The sequence below is a fragment of the Streptomyces sp. NPDC104226 genome (assembly GCF_055584085.1).
Window position 1 is genome coordinate 626,544 of sequence record NZ_JBVJMS010000004.1, and the last position, 16,417, is coordinate 642,960.

Consider the following 16,417-nt stretch of genomic DNA (forward strand, 5'->3'; position numbering starts at 1 on the left):
ATGGCCGCAGCCACGCCCCACCCCGCCCCGGCCACCTCCCGGGCCACCGCCACCACCCCCGCAGCCCGGCCCGCCCTGGTGCTCATCGGCCACGGCATGGTCGGCCAGCGCTACCTGGAGGCGCTCGCCGAGCTCGGCGCCACCTCCACGCACCGGATCACCGTGCTCTGCGAGGAGCCGCGGCCCGCCTACGACCGCGTGCACCTGACCTCGTACTTCTCCGGCAGCACCCCCGAGGACCTCTCCCTCACGCCCGCCTCCTTCATGGAGGAGCACGGGATCGCGCTGCACCTCGACGACCCCGCCGAGAGCATCGACCGCGCGGCCCGCACCGTCACCGCCCGCTCGGGGCAGGTGTTCCCGTACGACGTGCTCGTGCTCGCGACCGGCAGCTACCCCTTCGTGCCGCCCGTCCCCGGCAAGGACGCCCCGGGCTGTTTCGTCTACCGCACCATCGAGGACCTCCTCGCGATCGAGGAGTACGCCAAGACCCGGACCACCGGCGCCGTGGTCGGCGGCGGTCTGCTCGGTCTGGAGGCCGCCGGCGCGCTCAAGGGCCTCGGACTCGCCACCCGCGTCGTGGAGTTCGCGCCCCGGCTGATGCCCGTCCAGGTCGACGAGGGCGGTGGCGCGGCCCTGCTGCGCACCATCGAGAACATGGGGCTGACCGTCCACACGGGCGTCGGCACCCAGGAGGTCCTCACCGGCGAGGACGGCTCGGTCAGCGGGATGAAGCTGTCCGACGGCTCCAGCGTCGACACCGAGCTGGTCGTCTTCTCCGCCGGTGTCCGCCCCCGCGACCAGCTCGCCCGCGACAGCGGCCTGACGGTCGGCGAACGCGGCGGCATCACCGTCGACTCCCGCTGCCGCACCTCCGACCCGCACGTCTACGCCATCGGCGAGTGCGCGCTCGCCTCCGACGGCCGCGTCTACGGCCTGGTCGCCCCCGGCTACGAGATGGCGGAGACGGCCGCGGCCGATCTGCTGGGCCGCGAGAAGGAGTTCACCGGCGCCGACCTCTCCACCAAGCTCAAGCTCCTCGGCGTGGACGTGGCCTCCTTCGGCGACGCCCACGGCGCCACCGCCGACAGCCTCGACGTCGTCTACTCCGACTCCCGCTCCGGCGTCTACAAGAAGGTGGTCGTCTCCGCCGAAGGCGTCCTGCTCGGCGGCGTCCTGGTCGGTGACGCCGACTCCTACGGGATCCTGCGCCCGCTCACCGGCTCCGTACCGCCCGTCACCCCCGAGCAGCTGGTGCTGCCCGCCGGGGTCGGCGCGCCCGTGGCGATCGGCCCGGCCTCGCTCCCGGACGACGCGGTGATCTGCTCCTGCCACAACGTCACGAAGAAGGCGATCACCGCCCACACCACGGTGCCCGAGGTCAAGAAGTGCACCAAGGCGGGCACCGGCTGCGGGAGCTGCCTCAAGGTGATCGGCCAGCTGATGCCGCCGGCCGCCGACAAGGGGCTCTGCGACTGCTTCTCCTTCACCCGCGCCGAGCTCTACGAGATCGTCCGCACCCTGCGCGTGACCTCGTACGAGAAGCTCCTCGACAGCCACGGCCGCGAGGAGGCGCGCGGCGGCGCGGGCTGCGAGGTCTGCAAGCCCACCGTCGGTTCGATCATCGCCTCGCTGGCCCCCACCCTCGGTGCGAGCGGCTACGTCCTGGACGGGGAGCAGGCCGCCCTCCAGGACACCAACGACCACTTCCTCGCCAACATGCAGCGCAACGGCTCGTACTCCGTCGTCCCGCGCATCCCCGGCGGTGAGATCACCCCCGACAAGCTCATCGTGATCGGCGAGGTGGCCCGCGACTTCGGCCTCTACACGAAGATCACCGGCGGGCAGCGCATCGACCTCTTCGGCGCCGCCATCGACCAGCTCCCCCTCATCTGGGCCCGGCTGGTGGAGGCCGGCTTCGAGTCCGGGCACGCGTACGGCAAGGCCCTGCGGACCGTGAAGTCCTGCGTGGGCCAGACCTGGTGCCGCTACGGGGTCCAGGACTCGGTACGGATGGCCATCGACCTGGAGCTGCGCTACCGGGGCCTGCGCGCCCCGCACAAGCTCAAGTCGGCGGTCTCCGGCTGCGCCCGCGAGTGCGCGGAGGCGCAGAGCAAGGACTTCGGGATCATCGCGACGGCGAGCGGCTGGAACCTCTACGTCGGCGGCAACGGCGGGGCCACCCCGCGCCACGCGGACCTGCTGGCGCAGGACCTGTCCGACGCCGAACTGGTCCGGCTCATCGACCGGTTCCTGATGTTCTACATCCGCACCGCCGACCGGCTGGAGCGCACCTCCACCTGGCTGGACCGGCTGGAGGGCGGCCTCGACCACCTGCGGGACGTGATCGTGCACGACTCGCTCGGTCTGTGCGCGGAGCTGGAGTCGCTGATGGCCGACCACGTGGCGCACTACCGCGACGAATGGGCCGAGACGCTGGACGACCCGGAGCGGCTGCGCCGGTTCGTGTCCTTCGTCAACGCCCCCGGCGCGCCCGACCCGAGCGTGAAGTTCGTCCCCGAGCGCGGCCAGGTCAAGCCCGACCTGACCGTTCTGACCCTGGAGCCCCTGGGAGGCACCCGATGACCGTGGAACTGCAGGTGGCGGAGGGATGGCTCACCGTGTGCGAGCTGTCGACGCTGATCCCCGGCCGCGGGGTGGCGGCACTGCTGCCCGACGGGAGCCAGGCCGCCGTGTTCGTCGACCGCACGGGACGTCCGTACGCCATCGGGAACCGGGACCCCTTCACCGGGGCGCAGGTCCTCTCGCGCGGGCTGGTCGGCTCGGCCGCGGGACGGCTCTTCGTGGCCTCGCCGCTGCTCAAGCAGCGCTTCGACCTGGAGTCGGGGCACTGCCTGGACGACGAGGAGGTGGCGGTCCGGACCTATCCGGTGCGGACCGCCGCGACCTCCGGCTGAACCGCGCGTCAGCCCTGGATCATCGACGGGTCCATCCACATGATCTCCCAGGTGTGACCGGAGAGGTCGTCGAAGGCGCGGCCGTACATGACCCCGTGGTCCTGTGCGGGACGGGGCTCGGTGGCGCCCGCCGCCAGGGCCCCGTCGACGAGCTCGTCGACGGCGTCGCGGCTCTCGGCGCTCAGACACAGCAGCACTTCGGAGGTCTTCGTGGCGTCCGCGATGTCCTTGTGGGTGAAGTCCTTGTACCGGGACTCGGTGAGGAACATGGCCACGATCGAGTCGGTGATGGGCATCGAGGCGCAGTTCTCGTCGGTGAACTGGGCGTTGAAGGTGTAGCCGAGCTTGCCCCAGAAGGTCTTGGTGGCCTCCAGGTCCTTGACCGGCAGGTTGACGAAGATCATGGTGGAGGACATCGCGGTCTCTCTTCTCTCGGTCTTTCGGGGCGGTTCCGTTGCTTTCGAGAGGTAGACCGCAGGCCCCCGGAGAACTCATCGCTCCCCCGCGAAGTTTTTTCAGATTTCTTCGACGCTCTACGAAACCGCAGGTCAGGCGGTCATCGAGCGCAGCTCCAGGGCCGCCAGCGGTACGAAGCCCACCGTGCCCTCGCCGCGCAGCAGCTCCGCGTCCGCGCCGGCCAGCCGCTTGTGCAGGGTCAGCGCGATCCGCTCGCCCTGGGCCTTGGCCCGCTCCGCGTTCGGCCCCCGGTGCAGTCCGTCGATCGTGGCCCGCCACAGCTGCACCCAGCGGCCGAAGTCCTCGGCGGTCATCTCGCGGGCCGACTGGAGGGCCGCGTGCGGGGCGAAGGCGTTGCGCCGGTAGTCGGCGCTGCGGAAGAGGGCCCGCTCCCAGAAGTCGGTGATCCGGGGCAGGTGCACGTCGAGGTCGGTGCCGGCGATCTCCGTGAAGAAGGGCCCGATCCGCGGATCGGCGAAGGCCGCCGTGTAGAAGCGGCGCAGCACGACGTCGAGGTCGGCGCGGCCGGTGATGTCTGCGGCGGCGGGGGCGGCGGCGGTGTGGTCCATCACTCCACCATCCTCCCGCACCCGCCCCCTCCCCAGGGCAGAAAGTCCTGCATCACCCCGCTCCGATACCCGTCCCGATGCCTCTTCGGTACCCCTTTCCCGCCTCTTCGGTGCAGTTTCGATTTCGGCAAATCCCCCGGGAGGATTCACCTCGTGCCGGTCGCTCCCGCGTCATGTGGAATTGACGTCACGTCAACTCGACGCTCCTAAGTTCCTCGACGCGTGCGTGACTCCCCGCCCGACCGGGCGCGGAGCCCCTCCTCCACAGGAGTGACCGTGGAACGTCGTACCTTCCTTCGCGGGGCCGTCATCGGCTCCTCCGCCGCCGCCTTCGGCGGCACGCTGATGCACGGCGCGGCCTACGCGGCCCCCGCCCAGCCCGGCTCCGGCCCCTACGGGGCGCTCGGCGCCGCCGACGCCAACGGCATCATGCTGCCCGCGGGCTTCAGCAGCCGGGTGATCGCGCGCTCCGGCCAGACCGTCGCCGGCACCTCGTACACCTGGCACAGCGCCCCGGACGGCGGCGCCTGTTTCGCCGACGGGACGGGCTGGATCTACGTGTCGAACTCGGAGATCAACCCCTCCGGCGGTGCGAGCGCGGTGAAGTTCAACTCCTCCGGCACCATCACCGGCGCCTACCGGATCCTGTCCAACACCCGCCAGAACTGCGCGGGCGGCAAGACCCCGTGGAACACCTGGCTGTCCTGCGAGGAGGTCGACCGCGGCTTCGTCTACGAGACCGACCCCTACGGGGTGAACGCCTCCGTGCAGCGCCCCGCCATGGGCCGTTTCAAGCACGAGGCGGCCGCCGCCGACCCTGTGCGCAAGGTCGTCTACCTGACCGAGGACGAGACCAACGGCTGCTTCTACCGCTTCATCCCCACCACCTGGGGCAACCTCTCCTCCGGCACCCTCCAGGTCCTCAAGGCCGGCACGGCCGCCTCCGGCTCCTTCACCTGGGCCGACGTCCCGGACCCGGACGGCTCGCCGACCACCACGCGCACCCAGGTCTCGGGCTCGAAGAAGTTCAACGGCGGCGAGGGCTGCCACTACGCCAACGACACGGTGTGGTTCACGACCAAGGGCGACAACCGGGTCTGGCAGCTCAACCTCGCGAACAGCACCTACGAGCTGGCCTACGACGACTCCCTGGTCCCCGGCGGCAACGCCCCCCTGACGGGCGTCGACAACGTCACCGGTTCCTCGTACGGCGACCTGTACGTCGCCGAGGACGGCGGCAACCTGGAGATCTGCGTGATCACCCCGGACGACGTGGTCGCCCCCTTCCTCCGGGTCACCGGGCAGTCCTCCTCGGAGATCACCGGCCCCGCCTTCTCCCCCGCCGGCAACCGCCTCTACTTCAGCAGCCAGCGCGGCACGAGCGGCAGCTCGACGGGCGGCATCACCTACGAGGTCACGGGCCCCTTCCGGGTCTGACCCCTTCCGGGTCTGACCCCTTCCGCGTCCGGCCCTTCGGGCCACCCCCACCCCGGCGGGTCACGGACCCGCCGGGGTGCGGCCGGTCACGAGACCCCTGCGCCGCCCTTGAGCAGCGCGGCTCCCAGCGGCGTCACCGTGTGCAGGACGGCGTTGCCCCGCCGCAGCGTGGTGACCAGCCCGGCCTCCCGCATGACGCCCGCGTGCTGGCTCGCGGAGGCCAGCGAGACCCCGGCCCGGCGCGCCAGCTCGCTCGTGGTGGCCCCGTCGCCGATCGCCTGGAGCACCACCGACCGGGTGTGCCCGACGAGCTTGCCCAGGGTGTGCTGGCGCTGCCGGCGCCGCTCCTCCGCCGGCCGGGCCGCCTCCCCGCCGGCCTGCGCCGCGGAGGGCTCGGCCGCCGCCGGGTACACCAGCACGGGCGCCAGCTCCGGATCGTGCAGGGTCACCGCCGTGCGCCGGCAGAAGAAGGAGGGCTGGAGCAGCAGCCCGCGCCCGCGTAGCCGTACGTCCCGGTCCACGGGGTAGTCGCACTCCAGCACCGGCGCCCGCCACCGCAGCATCGGCGGCAGCGAGGCCAGCAGCTCGTCCGCGCCCCCGTCGAGCAGCGCCCGCCCCCGCGCGGCCCGCTCGGCCTCGATCTGCGCCTGGATGTGGCTCCAGTACGGCTCCACGGCCGCCCGGTGGTACCCGCGCAGCTCCCCCAGCAGCCGGGGCAGGTGCGCGGTGTCCCCCTCCAGGAAGTCCCGCAGCCGCCTGGGGACCAGGGGCTCGGGGCCGCGGTACGCGGTCCCGCCCTCCGTCACCGGCATCCCGAAGGCCGCGGCCATGCCGGAGCCGGCTTCCACGCCCCGGCCGAGCAGGACGAGCTCGCGGCGCAGCCGCTCGGGGCGGATCCCGCGGAGGGCGTCGAGGCCCACGTCCCACCCGTACTGCCCCTCCGTCGGGGTCAGGAAATCGGGGAAATACCCGCGGCTCGGTATCAGCGCACCGAGAAGTCGGGTTTCACCATTCAGCCTGGTGCGGGTTTCCGCACGCCAATCGCCGAAGAGCCGGGTATCCCGCCGGTCCCGTAAACGGTGAAAACTCAGAATCGTTTCCCACAACGCATCCGGACGCCCTGCCATCCTTACGCGCGCGAGGTCCACTCCAGTGAAATGGATACGCAGCACCCGAACCCCCACCTGTGCAACCGCAATCCCCCCGCCCCTCGAGTATGCACTCCGTCACGCGTGGTCACCATGGCCTTTCAGCCACAGTTGAAACCCCTTTCGGCGAAGGTGTGACAACCGAAATCCTGTACTCCGCCGGGCACACTCCGGCGCGACCGAAACGCTCCGCGAAGGCCGTGGGGGGCTTTGCGGGGCCTGGCGGTCGGTCGCACCGGGAAGCGCCGACGTGTCCGGCGGATTGGCGACAGGCGGTGGACGGGTGGGGATCCGTCCGCCGCCTGTTGCCGTTAAGGCATCTGGAACAACATTGAACCAATTCTGGGCCCCGGGAACGACGGGGAACGACCGGGAACGCCGCCCGGGAACACCGGGGAAGTCCACGGGAAGGGCGAGGAAGGCCGAGGGAAGGCCGCGGAAAATAGAGCGCGCCTGCCACCGGACGTCAGGGAACCCGGGGGCAGGCGCGGTCATGGGGGCCCTCAGCGGGGCCGTGGCGGGGTCAGCGGCTGTCGCTGCCCTTCGCGTCGGCGGCGGCGCGGCCGGCCTCCAGGCGCGCGACCGGGATCCGGAACGGCGAGCAGGAGACGTAGTCCAGACCGACCTCGTGGAAGAAGTGGACGGACTCGGGGTCGCCGCCGTGCTCTCCGCAGACGCCGAGCTTGAGGTCGGGGCGGGTGGCCCGGCCGGCCTCGACGGCGCTGCGGACCAGCGTGCCGACGCCGTCCCGGTCGATGGTCTCGAAGGGCGAGACCCCGAAGATGCCCTTCTCCAGGTAGGCGGTGAAGAAGCTGGCCTCGACGTCGTCGCGGGAGAAGCCCCACACGGTCTGGGTCAGGTCGTTCGTGCCGAAGGAGAAGAACTGCGCGGCCTCGGCGATCTGGCCGGCCGTGAGGGCGGCGCGGGGCAGCTCGATCATGGTGCCGATGGTCAGCCGGAGGTCGGTGCCGGTGGCGGCCTCGACCTCGGCGATGACCGCGTCGGCCTCCTCGCGGACGATCTCCAGCTCCTGGACGGTGCCCACGAGCGGGACCATGATCTCGGCGCGCGGGTCGCCCTTGGCGTTCTTGCGCTCGGCCGCGGCCTCGGCGATCGCCCGGACCTGCATCTTGAACAGGCCGGGGATGACCAGGCCGAGGCGGACGCCGCGCAGACCCAGCATCGGGTTCTGCTCGTGCAGCTTGTGCACGGCCTGGAGCAGGCGCAGGTCGTTCTCGTTGGCGTCCTTGCGGGACTCGGCGAGGGCGACGCGCACCGACAGCTCGGTGATGTCGGGCAGGAACTCGTGCAGCGGCGGGTCGAGCAGGCGGACGGTGACGGGCAGTCCGTCCATCGCCTCGAACAGCTCGACGAAGTCCTTCTTCTGCAGCGGCAGGAGGGCACTGAGTGCCTCCTCGCGCTCGTCGTCGGTGTCCGCGAGGATCAGTCGCTCCACCAGTTCGCGGCGCTCGCCGAGGAACATGTGCTCGGTGCGGCACAGGCCGATGCCCTGGGCGCCGAAGCGGCGGGCGCGCAGCGCGTCCTCGGCGTTGTCGGCGTTGGCGCGCACCCGCAGGCGGCGGACGCGGTCGGCGTAGGCCATGATCCGGTGCACGGCGGCGACGAGCTCGTCGGCGTCGTCGGCGCCGGCGTGCATGCGGCCCTCGAAGTACTCGACGACCGGGGACGGTACGACGGGTACCTCACCGAGGTAGACCTTGCCGGTGGAGCCGTCGATGGAGACGACGTCGCCCTCTTCGACGACCGTTCCGCCGACCGTCATGCGGCGGCGCTTGGTGTCGACCTCGAGGTCCTCGGCGCCGCAGACGCAGGTCTTGCCCATGCCGCGGGCGACGACGGCCGCGTGCGAGGTCTTGCCGCCGCGCGAGGTCAGGATGCCCTCGGAGGCGATCATGCCGTCCAGGTCGTCGGGGTTGGTCTCGCGGCGGATCAGGATGACCTTCTCGCCGGAGCGGGACCACTTGACGGCCGTGTAGGAGTCGAAGACGGCCTTGCCGACGGCCGCGCCCGGGGAGGCGGCGATGCCGCGGCCGAGCAGCGTGGTGCCGGCGTTCTCGTCGAAGCGCGGGAACATCAGCTGCGCGAGCTGGGCGCCGTTGACGCGCTGGAGGGCCTCGGCCTCGTCGATGAGGCCCTGGTCGACGAGCTGGGTGGCGATGCGGAAGGCGGCGCCGGCGGTGCGCTTGCCGACGCGGGTCTGGAGCATCCACAGCTGGCCGCGCTCGATGGTGAACTCGATGTCGCAGAGATCCTTGTAGTGGGTCTCCAGCGTCGTCATGATCGTCATGAGCTGGTCGTACGAGACCTTGTCGATGGTCTCCAGGTCCGCGAGCGGCACGGTGTTGCGGATGCCCGCGACCACGTCCTCGCCCTGGGCGTTCTGCAGGTAGTCGCCGTAGACGCCCGCGTGGCCGGTGGCCGGGTCGCGGGTGAAGGCGACGCCGGTGCCCGAGTCGGGGCCGAGGTTGCCGAAGACCATGGAGCAGATGTTGACCGCGGTGCCCAGGTCGCTCGGGATGCGCTCCTGGCGGCGGTAGAGCTTGGCGCGGTCGGTGTTCCACGAGTTGAAGACCGCTTCGACGGCGAGGTCGAGCTGCTCGCGGGCGTCCTGCGGGAACTCGCGGCCGGCCTGCTTGGCGACGATCTTCTTGAAGCGGGTGACCAGCTTCTTGAGGTCGGCGGCGTCGAGGTCGGTGTCGACGGTGACCTTCTTGGCGGCCTTGGCCTCGTCGAGGGCTTCCTCGAAGAGCTCGCCGTCCACGTCCAGGACGGTCTTGCCGAACATCTGGATCAGGCGGCGGTACGAGTCCCACGCGAAGCGCTCGTTGCCTGCCTGGGTGGCGAGGCCGGCGACGGACTCGTCGGAGAGGCCGATGTTGAGGACCGTGTCCATCATGCCGGGCATGGAGAACTTGGCGCCGGAACGCACGGAGACCAGCAGCGGGTCGTCCGACTGGCCGAGCTTCTTGCCCATCTTCGCCTCGAGGGCGGCGAGGTGTGCGCCGACCTCCTCGCGCAGCTCGGCCGGGGCCTCGCCGCTCTCGAGGTAGACCTTGCAGGCCTCGGTGGTGATGGTGAAGCCGGGAGGGACCGGCAGACCCAGGTTGGTCATCTCGGCGAGGTTGGCACCCTTGCCGCCGAGAAGGTCCTTGAGGTCGCGGTTGCCCTCCGTGAAGTCGTAGACGAACTTCTGATCTTTGTTTTCCGACACGGGTCTCGACTCCTCGAGGCTCGGTGGCTGCCCTGACGGCCAGGAACATACCCAGATCGAAGGCTTATGGGTACGTCCACTTGGCGGTCATGTGGCCGTAACCACCTGGGTGCCAGCCAATCGAATGTAACTGACGAGTAGCCAAAACATACGAAGACCCTTCAGGTCCCGAAGGGTGAGGTGCCCACCAAGGCTTGCTTCCGCTCGGATGAGCGATCATCGATACATTTGCGTTCAACACTTGAACGCACAAAGGGTGGCACCCAGTGCCACCCTTTGAAAGTCTTACCCGTGACCAACGCGCTCATCTGAGCGAAACCTCACCCATGCGTGGCGTATGTCACGCCACTCACGGCACGTTTTGCCACCCGGTTCTCACCCTCCGGACGTGTCCAGTTCGGCATCCTCGCTCACGCCCGCGCAGTCGTACGGATCCTTCAACCAGCCCTCGGGCAGGACAACCCGGTTGTTTCCGGACGTACGGCCCCGCGGGCCGTCCGCGCTCTCCGGCCAGGGCTGGTCCAGGTCCAGCTCGCTCAGATGAGCGTCCAGCTCGGCCAGGGAGGAGGTGACCGCGAGCTTCTGCCGCATCTCCGATCCCACCGAGAAGCCCTTGGTGTACCAGGCCACGTGCTTACGGAAGTCGATCACCCCGCGCGCCTCGTCGCCGATCCACTCCCCCAGCAGCTGGGCGTGGCGGAGCATGGTCTGCCCGACCTCCCGCAGCGTCGGCTTGTGGAAGTCCTCCGGGCGCCCCTCGAAGGCCGCGACCAGGTCGTTGAAGAGCCACGGCCGCCCCAGGCAGCCGCGCCCCACGACCACCCCGTCGCAGCCGGTCTCGCGGACCATCCGCAGCGCGTCCTCGGCGCACCAGATGTCGCCGTTGCCGAGCACCGGAATCTCCGGCACGTGCTCCTTGAGCCGCGCGATGGCCTCCCAGTCGGCGGTGCCGCCGTAGTGCTGGGCGGTGGTGCGGCCGTGCAGGGCTATGGCGGTGATGCCCTCCTCGACGGCGATCCGGCCGGCGTCGAGGTAGGTGAGGTGGTCGTCGTTGATGCCCTTGCGCATCTTCATCGTCACCGGCAGGTCGCCGGCGCCCGCGACGGCCTCGCGCAGGATCGCCCGCAGCAGGTTGCGCTTGTACGGCAGGGCCGAGCCGCCGCCCTTGCGGGTGACCTTGGGCACCGGGCAGCCGAAGTTGAGGTCGATGTGGTCGGCGCGGTCCTCTTCGACGATCATGCGGACCGCCTTGCCGACCGTCGCGGGGTCGACTCCGTACAGCTGGATCGAGCGGGGCTTCTCGGTCTCGTCGAAGTGGATGAGCTGCATGGTCTTCTCGTTGCGCTCGACCAGGGCCCGGGTCGTGATCATCTCGCTCACGAACAGCCCCTTGCCGCCGGAGAACTCGCGGCACAGCGTACGGAACGGGGCATTGGTGATGCCGGCCATCGGCGCGAGCACCACCGGGGGCTGCACGGTGTGCGGGCCGATCGCGAGAGGCGGGGGGAGCGTGGTCATCCCCCCATTGTGGCTCAGCCGTGCCGTTGATCGCATGTCGTTAGTTAGGCGTACTATCGGCATCATGGACGAGTTGACCCAGCGGCGGCGCCTGCTGATCCTGACGATCTGCTGCATGAGCCTGCTCATCGTCAGTCTCGACAACACCGTCCTGAACGTCGCCCTCCCCTCCATGCGCCGCGATCTGGGCGCCTCCGTGGCCGGCATGCAGTGGACGATCGACGCGTACACGCTGGTCCTGGCCTCGCTCCTGATGCTGGCGGGCTCCACCGCCGACCGGATCGGCCGCCGCAAGGTCTTCATCGCCGGCGTCGTGCTCTTCACCGCCGGCTCGGTGCTCTGCTCGCTCGCGCCGAGCCTGGGCTGGCTGATCGCCTTCCGGATGATGCAGGCCGTCGGCGGCTCGATGCTCAACCCGGTCGCCATGTCGATCATCACCAACACCTTCACCGAACCGCGCGAACGCGCCCGAGCCATCGGCGTCTGGGGAGCCGTCGTCGGCATCTCCATGGCCGCCGGCCCGCTGATCGGCGGCCTGCTCGTGGACTCGGTCGGCTGGCGGTCGATCTTCTGGATCAACCTCCCCGTGGGCATCGTCGCCCTCGTACTGACCCTGCGCTACATCCCGGAGTCCCGGGCCGACCACCCGCGCCGCCCGGACCCGGTGGGGCAGCTGCTGGTCATGGGGCTGCTCGGCTCGGTCACGTTCGGGATCATCGAGGCCCCCGCAGCCGGACTGCGCTCCCCGCTGATCCTGGGCTGTGCGCTCGTCGCCGCCCTGTCCCTGGCCGGGCTGCTGGTCTACGAGTCGCGGCGCACGGAGCCCCTGATCGACCCGCGGTTCTTCCGCAGCGCCCCCTTCAGCGGGGCCACGGTGATCGCGGTCAGCGCCTTCGCCGCGCTGTCCGGGTTCCTGTTCCTGAACACCCTGTACCTCCAGGACGTACGGGGCCTCGACGCCCTGGACGCCGGCCTGTACATGCTGCCGATGGCGGCCTTCGCCTTCCTCTGCGCGCCGGTGTCGGGTCGGCTCGTCGCCACCCGGGGACCGCGGCTCCCGCTGCTGGTCGCGGGCGTGACCATGGGGGCGAGCGGGCTGCTGTTCGCGGCGTTCTCGGCCGAGAGCTCGACGCCGATGCTGTTCTGCGGGTACGTGCTCTTCGGCATCGGGTTCGGGCTGGTCAACGCGCCGATCACCAACACCGCCGTCTCCGGGATGCCGCGCTCCCAGGCCGGGGTGGCCGCCGCGGTGGCCTCCACCAGCCGGCAGACCGGCGGGGCGCTGGGCGTGGCGGTCGTCGGCTCGGTGCTGGCCGCCGGGATGGCGGGCGGAACCGGTTCCGCCGCCGCGTTCGTGGCCGCCGCCCGGCCCGCCTGGTGGATCATCACGGTGTGCGGGCTGCTCGTCCTGTGCGTCGGCTTCGCCACCAGCGGTTCCTGGGCCCGGGAGACGGCCCTGCGCACGGCCCGCGCCCTGGAGCCGAAGTCCGGCCCCGTGCGGACGGGCGGCGCACCCCGGCGCTGAGCCGGGGGCGGCCGCCTGCAGCGGCTACTCGTCGCAGGCGAAGTCCTCGCTGTGCGAGTCGATCCGGTCCAGCAGACCGCGCAGCACGTCCCGGTCCTGCTCCGAGAGGCGGGCGAACAGTCCGAGCTCCACCGCGTCGAGGGCCGCGTTCGTCTTCACGAGGGCTGCGGTGCCCGCTTCGGTGATGGCGACGTTGTGGCGGCGGCGGTCGGCCGGGTCCCGGCGGCGCTCGACGAGCCCGGAGCCCTCCAGGTCGTTGAGGATCCCGACCAGCACGCTCGGATCCACCTCCAGACGCTCGGCCAGCGCCCGCTGGCCGATGGGTCCGCCGTCCAGGTGCGTCAGGGTCATCGCGTGGCGCGGGGTGAGTCCGGCGGCGCTGAGCGCCTTCTTCATGCGGGTCTGGGTGACCGATCCGTGCCAGGCCAGCAGCAGGCCCAGCCGCTGCGGCGCGTGCGCGGAGTCCTGAATAGCCGTCATGTCCACATCGTAACAACCGGGAAATGATTGCACCCTGCCGATCGTTGATGGTATTCAATGATTCACCACCACCGATCGTTGGAGCCTTCCATGTTCATCGCCTACGCCGTCGTCGCCGGCCTGCTCGCCCTCGTCCTCGCCGCGTCCGCGACCTTCACCTTCCAGCGCAACCCCGCGATCACCGAGAGCATGACCAAGGTCGGAGTGCCCGACTCCTGGCTCCCCCGGCTGGCCGCCCTCAAGGCGGCGGGCGCGATCGGCCTGGTCGCGGGCCTGTGGCTGACCCCGCTGGGCATGGCCGCGGCCGTCGGCGTGACCCTCTACTTCCTCGGCGCGGTCATCAGCCACCTGCGCGTGAAGGACTACGCCCTCGCCCCCGCGGCCGTCCTCGCCCTGGTCGCGGCGGCCGCCCTGGCCCTGCGCGCGGCGGCCTGACGCGGATGCCTCAGGCGAACGGGTGACAGATATTGAAATCTGTCACCCGTCATGCCATTCTCGTTCCATGACCACGAACCAGAGCACCTCGGCAACCACCCCCTCGGCAGCGAGCACCGCACCGCACCGCACCCTCGGCAGCACCGGTCCCGGCGTCTTCCCCCTGGGGCTGGGCTGCATGGGAATGTCCGCCCTCTACGGCGAGGCCGACCGGGCGGAGTCCCTCGCCACCATCCACGCCGCCCTGGACGCGGGGGTCACCCTCCTCGACACCGGCGACTTCTACGGCATGGGGCACAACGAGCTCCTCATCAACGAAGCCCTGCGCACCGCCCCCGCCGCGGCCCGCGACCAGGCGCTGACCAGCGTGAAGTTCGGCGCCCTGCGCACGGTCGAGGGCGGCTTCACCGGGTACGACGGGCGGCCGGAGGCCGTCAAGAACTTCCTGGCCTATTCGCTCCAGCGGCTCGGCCGGGACCACATCGACGTCTACCGCATCGCCCGGGTGGACCCCGACGTGCCGATCGAGGAGACCATCGGCGCGATCGCCGAGGCCGTCACCGCCGGGCACGTCCGGCACATCGGGCTCTCCGAGGTCGGCGCGGACACCCTGCGCCGGGCAGCCGCCGTGGCTCCGATCGCCGACCTCCAGATCGAGTACTCCCTCATCTCGCGCGGCATCGAGGCGGAGATCCTGCCGACCGCCCGCGAGCTCGGCATCGGCGTCACGGCGTACGGCGTGCTGTCCCGCGGCCTGATCAGCGGCCACTTCACCCGTGACCGGGCACTGGCTCCGGGCGACTTCCGCGGGATGAGCCCGCGCTTCCAGGGCGACAACCTCGACCGGAACCTCGACCTGGTCGACGCCCTGCGCAAGGTCGCCGACGAGAAGGGCGTCAGCGTCGCCCAGACGGCCATCGCCTGGGTGCTCGCGCAGGGCGAGGACATCGTGCCGCTGGTCGGCGCCCGCAGTCGCGAGCGGCTCGGGGAGGCGCTGGGCGCCCTCCAGGTCGACCTGACCCCCGCCGACCTCGCCGCCATCGAGGACGCGGTCCCGGCCGGCGCCGCCGCGGGCGACCGGTACCCGGCAGCGCAGATGGCCCACCTGGACAGCGAGCACTGATCCGGCTGTACGGTCGTACTCATGCCACCCGCAGCCGCCGAACCCCTGACCCCCGAGCGCATCCTCGAAGCCACCGAGGAGGTGCTGCGGCGCTTCGGCCCGACCAAGGCGACCGTGGTGGACGTGGCCCGCGCCCTGGGCGTCAGCCACGGCAGCGTGTACCGGCACTTCCCGTCGAAGGCCGCGCTGCGCGAGGCGGTCACGGACCGCTGGCTGGCCAAGAGCGTGGTCATGCTGGAGGAGATCACCTCGGCTCCGGCCGAGCCGGCCCCCTCCAAGCTGGAGTCCTGGCTGGAGGCGCTGTTCGAGGCCAAGCGGCACAAGGCCGGTGACGACCCCGAGTTGTTCGCGACGTACATCGCGCTGCTCGGCGAGAGCAGCGGCGTGGTGGAGCACCACATCGCCGAGCTGATCGAGCAGATCTCCCGGATCATCGGCGAGGGGGTCGCGGAGGGCTCGCTGAGTGCGCCCGACGTACCGGCCGCCGCGCGCGCGGTGTTCGACGCCACCGGCCGCTTCCACGATCCGCAGTACGCGGCGGAGTGGCGGGAGCCGACGATCACCGCCGAGTTCGAGGCGGTCACCGCCCTGGTCCTGCGGGGCCTGCGCGCCTGAGGCGCGGAACCGTCCGGTCCGGACGGCTTGATCATCATTTTGGGCGGTGGGCCCTTGCCCCGCACCTGCCCTGTTCCTAGGTTCCCCTTACCGCACACCATCAGGTCGTTCCAGGGGGAACCGTGTCCACTCAGCAACAACCGGCAGCACCGTCCGGGCCACCGGCCCGCTCCGCGGGAGCCGCCGCGATCGGCTGGATCCTGACCATCGGATTCAACGTGGTCGCGCCGATCCTCACGTACAACATGCTCACCGACCGGGGCTGGAGCGAGTTCGCCGCGCTCCTGGTCAGCGGTGTCTGGCCGGTGGTCGACTCCCTCGTCCACCTCGCCTGGCGCCGCAAGGTCGACGAGTTCGCCGTGGTCACCCTGGTCTTCCTGGTGATCACCGCCCTCGTCGCGCTGATCGGTACGCACTCGGCACGCGCCCTGCTCATCAAGGACTCGGGGGTGACGGGCCTGTTCGGCGCACTCTGCGTCGCCACCCTGTTCACGCCCCGGCCGCTGATGTTCTACTTCGGCCGCAAGTTCGGGACCGACGGGACCAAGGAGGGCGTGGCGTACTTCAACGGGCTCTGGCAGTACCCCGACTTCCGCAGGGCGATGCGGAAGATGACCACCGTCTGGGGCGTCGCGTACCTGGTGGAGGCCGCCCTGCGGGTGGTGCTGGCGTACACGCTGAGCGTCGACACGATGGTCTGGGTCAGCCCCGTCCTGATCTACGGGTTCCTGCTCTCGCTGATCTTCTGGACCATCCGCTTCTCGAAGCGCAGCCAGGCCGAGGGCGAGGCCAGGGCCGCGGCCCTGGCGGCCGCCGCGGCCGCCGGTCCGGCGCCCGCGTAACCGGCCGGCCCGCGATACGGCAGTGGGCCAATGCGCCCCCCCCCCCCAACCCCCCCCCCCCCTTCTGTTGGGACCCCACAAACCAATAGAAAGATGTCTGGGGGGGGTTGGGTTTTGTT

General features: G+C 70.8%; 14 protein-coding genes. 8 read left to right on the forward strand and 6 right to left on the reverse strand.

Going from position 1 to position 16,417, the window contains the following annotated elements; all coding sequences use genetic code 11:
- A complete protein-coding gene (gene nirB, locus ACZ60J_RS16280) occupies window positions 1-2,586 on the forward strand; it encodes a nitrite reductase large subunit NirB (RefSeq protein ID WP_469682388.1) in 2,586 nt (861 codons plus the stop codon).
- Window positions 2,583-2,918: a nitrite reductase small subunit NirD gene (gene nirD / locus ACZ60J_RS16285; RefSeq protein WP_469682390.1), complete on the forward strand. Its 336-nt coding sequence runs from the start codon at window positions 2,583-2,585 to the stop codon at window positions 2,916-2,918. The genes nirB and nirD overlap by 4 nt, the downstream gene beginning before the upstream one ends.
- Before the next feature lie 8 nt (window positions 2,919-2,926).
- Here the strand turns inward: nirD and ACZ60J_RS16290 are convergent, their stop codons facing one another.
- Window positions 2,927-3,334, reverse strand: coding sequence for a VOC family protein (locus ACZ60J_RS16290; protein WP_469682392.1), 408 nt, complete (start codon window positions 3,332-3,334; stop codon window positions 2,927-2,929).
- 132 nt (window positions 3,335-3,466) lie between these two features.
- Window positions 3,467-3,943 carry a group III truncated hemoglobin gene (locus tag ACZ60J_RS16295; RefSeq protein WP_469682393.1) on the reverse strand — a complete coding sequence of 159 codons (477 nt, stop codon included), beginning with the start codon at window positions 3,941-3,943 and terminating at the stop codon, window positions 3,467-3,469.
- Window positions 3,944-4,219: 276 nt separating this feature from the next.
- Between ACZ60J_RS16295 and ACZ60J_RS16300 the strand changes: the two genes are divergently transcribed.
- The gene (locus ACZ60J_RS16300) at window positions 4,220-5,380 is read left to right on the forward strand and encodes an alkaline phosphatase PhoX (protein WP_469682395.1); all 1,161 of its coding nucleotides are present in this window, start codon (window positions 4,220-4,222) and stop codon (window positions 5,378-5,380) included.
- Window positions 5,381-5,466: 86 nt separating this feature from the next.
- On the opposite strand, the gene ACZ60J_RS16305 is transcribed toward ACZ60J_RS16300, so the two are convergent.
- The 3 genes from ACZ60J_RS16305 to dusB form a co-directional block, all read right to left on the reverse strand.
- Window positions 5,467-6,552, reverse strand: a complete 1,086-nt coding sequence (locus tag ACZ60J_RS16305) for an ArsR/SmtB family transcription factor (RefSeq protein ID WP_469682397.1) — start codon at window positions 6,550-6,552, stop codon at window positions 5,467-5,469.
- 499 nt (window positions 6,553-7,051) lie between these two features.
- Entirely contained in the window at window positions 7,052-9,760 is a 2,709-nt protein-coding gene (gene ppdK, locus ACZ60J_RS16310; protein ID WP_469682399.1) for a pyruvate, phosphate dikinase, read from the reverse strand.
- Window positions 9,761-10,135: 375 nt separating this feature from the next.
- A complete protein-coding gene (gene dusB, locus ACZ60J_RS16315; RefSeq protein ID WP_469682401.1) occupies window positions 10,136-11,278 on the reverse strand; it encodes a tRNA dihydrouridine synthase DusB in 1,143 nt (380 codons plus the stop codon).
- Between the two features lie 64 nt (window positions 11,279-11,342).
- On the opposite strand from dusB, the gene ACZ60J_RS16320 reads away from it, so the two are divergent.
- Window positions 11,343-12,803, forward strand: a complete 1,461-nt coding sequence (locus ACZ60J_RS16320; protein ID WP_469682403.1) for an MFS transporter — start codon at window positions 11,343-11,345, stop codon at window positions 12,801-12,803.
- Window positions 12,804-12,827: 24 nt separating this feature from the next.
- Here ACZ60J_RS16320 and ACZ60J_RS16325 read toward each other — a convergent pair whose 3' ends face one another.
- Window positions 12,828-13,283 carry a MarR family winged helix-turn-helix transcriptional regulator gene (locus ACZ60J_RS16325; RefSeq protein WP_469682404.1) on the reverse strand — a complete coding sequence of 152 codons (456 nt, stop codon included), beginning with the start codon at window positions 13,281-13,283 and terminating at the stop codon, window positions 12,828-12,830.
- 90 nt (window positions 13,284-13,373) lie between these two features.
- On the opposite strand from ACZ60J_RS16325, the gene ACZ60J_RS16330 reads away from it, so the two are divergent.
- The 4 genes from ACZ60J_RS16330 to ACZ60J_RS16345 all read left to right on the forward strand — a co-directional run bounded on the left by ACZ60J_RS16330 (window position 13,374) and on the right by ACZ60J_RS16345 (window position 16,298).
- Complete coding sequence (locus tag ACZ60J_RS16330) at window positions 13,374-13,718, forward strand: DoxX family protein (RefSeq protein ID WP_469682405.1); 345 nt, start codon at window positions 13,374-13,376, stop codon at window positions 13,716-13,718.
- Window positions 13,719-13,785: 67 nt separating this feature from the next.
- Window positions 13,786-14,841 carry an aldo/keto reductase gene (locus ACZ60J_RS16335; protein ID WP_469682406.1) on the forward strand — a complete coding sequence of 352 codons (1,056 nt, stop codon included), beginning with the start codon at window positions 13,786-13,788 and terminating at the stop codon, window positions 14,839-14,841.
- Between the two features lie 21 nt (window positions 14,842-14,862).
- Entirely contained in the window at window positions 14,863-15,456 is a 594-nt protein-coding gene (locus ACZ60J_RS16340) for a TetR/AcrR family transcriptional regulator (protein WP_469682407.1), read from the forward strand.
- Window positions 15,457-15,578: 122 nt separating this feature from the next.
- A complete protein-coding gene (locus tag ACZ60J_RS16345; RefSeq protein ID WP_469682409.1) occupies window positions 15,579-16,298 on the forward strand; it encodes a VC0807 family protein in 720 nt (239 codons plus the stop codon).
- Window positions 16,299-16,417: the final 119 nt, after the last annotated feature.

Excerpts from the sequence above, each read along its gene's own strand:
- nirB (WP_469682388.1), top strand. The coding sequence starts at position 1 with ATGGCCGCAGCCACGCCCCACCCCGCCCCGGCCACCTCCCGGGCCACC.
- nirD (WP_469682390.1), top strand. The coding sequence starts at position 2,583 with ATGACCGTGGAACTGCAGGTGGCGGAGGGATGGCTCACCGTGTGCGAG.
- ACZ60J_RS16290 (WP_469682392.1), bottom strand. The coding sequence starts at position 3,334 with ATGTCCTCCACCATGATCTTCGTCAACCTGCCGGTCAAGGACCTGGAG.
- ACZ60J_RS16295 (WP_469682393.1), bottom strand. The coding sequence starts at position 3,943 with ATGGACCACACCGCCGCCGCCCCCGCCGCCGCAGACATCACCGGCCGC.
- dusB (WP_469682401.1), bottom strand. The coding sequence starts at position 11,278 with ATGACCACGCTCCCCCCGCCTCTCGCGATCGGCCCGCACACCGTGCAG.
- ACZ60J_RS16320 (WP_469682403.1), top strand. The coding sequence starts at position 11,343 with ATGGACGAGTTGACCCAGCGGCGGCGCCTGCTGATCCTGACGATCTGC.
- ACZ60J_RS16325 (WP_469682404.1), bottom strand. The coding sequence starts at position 13,283 with ATGACGGCTATTCAGGACTCCGCGCACGCGCCGCAGCGGCTGGGCCTG.
- ACZ60J_RS16330 (WP_469682405.1), top strand. The coding sequence starts at position 13,374 with ATGTTCATCGCCTACGCCGTCGTCGCCGGCCTGCTCGCCCTCGTCCTC.
- ACZ60J_RS16335 (WP_469682406.1), top strand. The coding sequence starts at position 13,786 with ATGACCACGAACCAGAGCACCTCGGCAACCACCCCCTCGGCAGCGAGC.
- ACZ60J_RS16340 (WP_469682407.1), top strand. The coding sequence starts at position 14,863 with ATGCCACCCGCAGCCGCCGAACCCCTGACCCCCGAGCGCATCCTCGAA.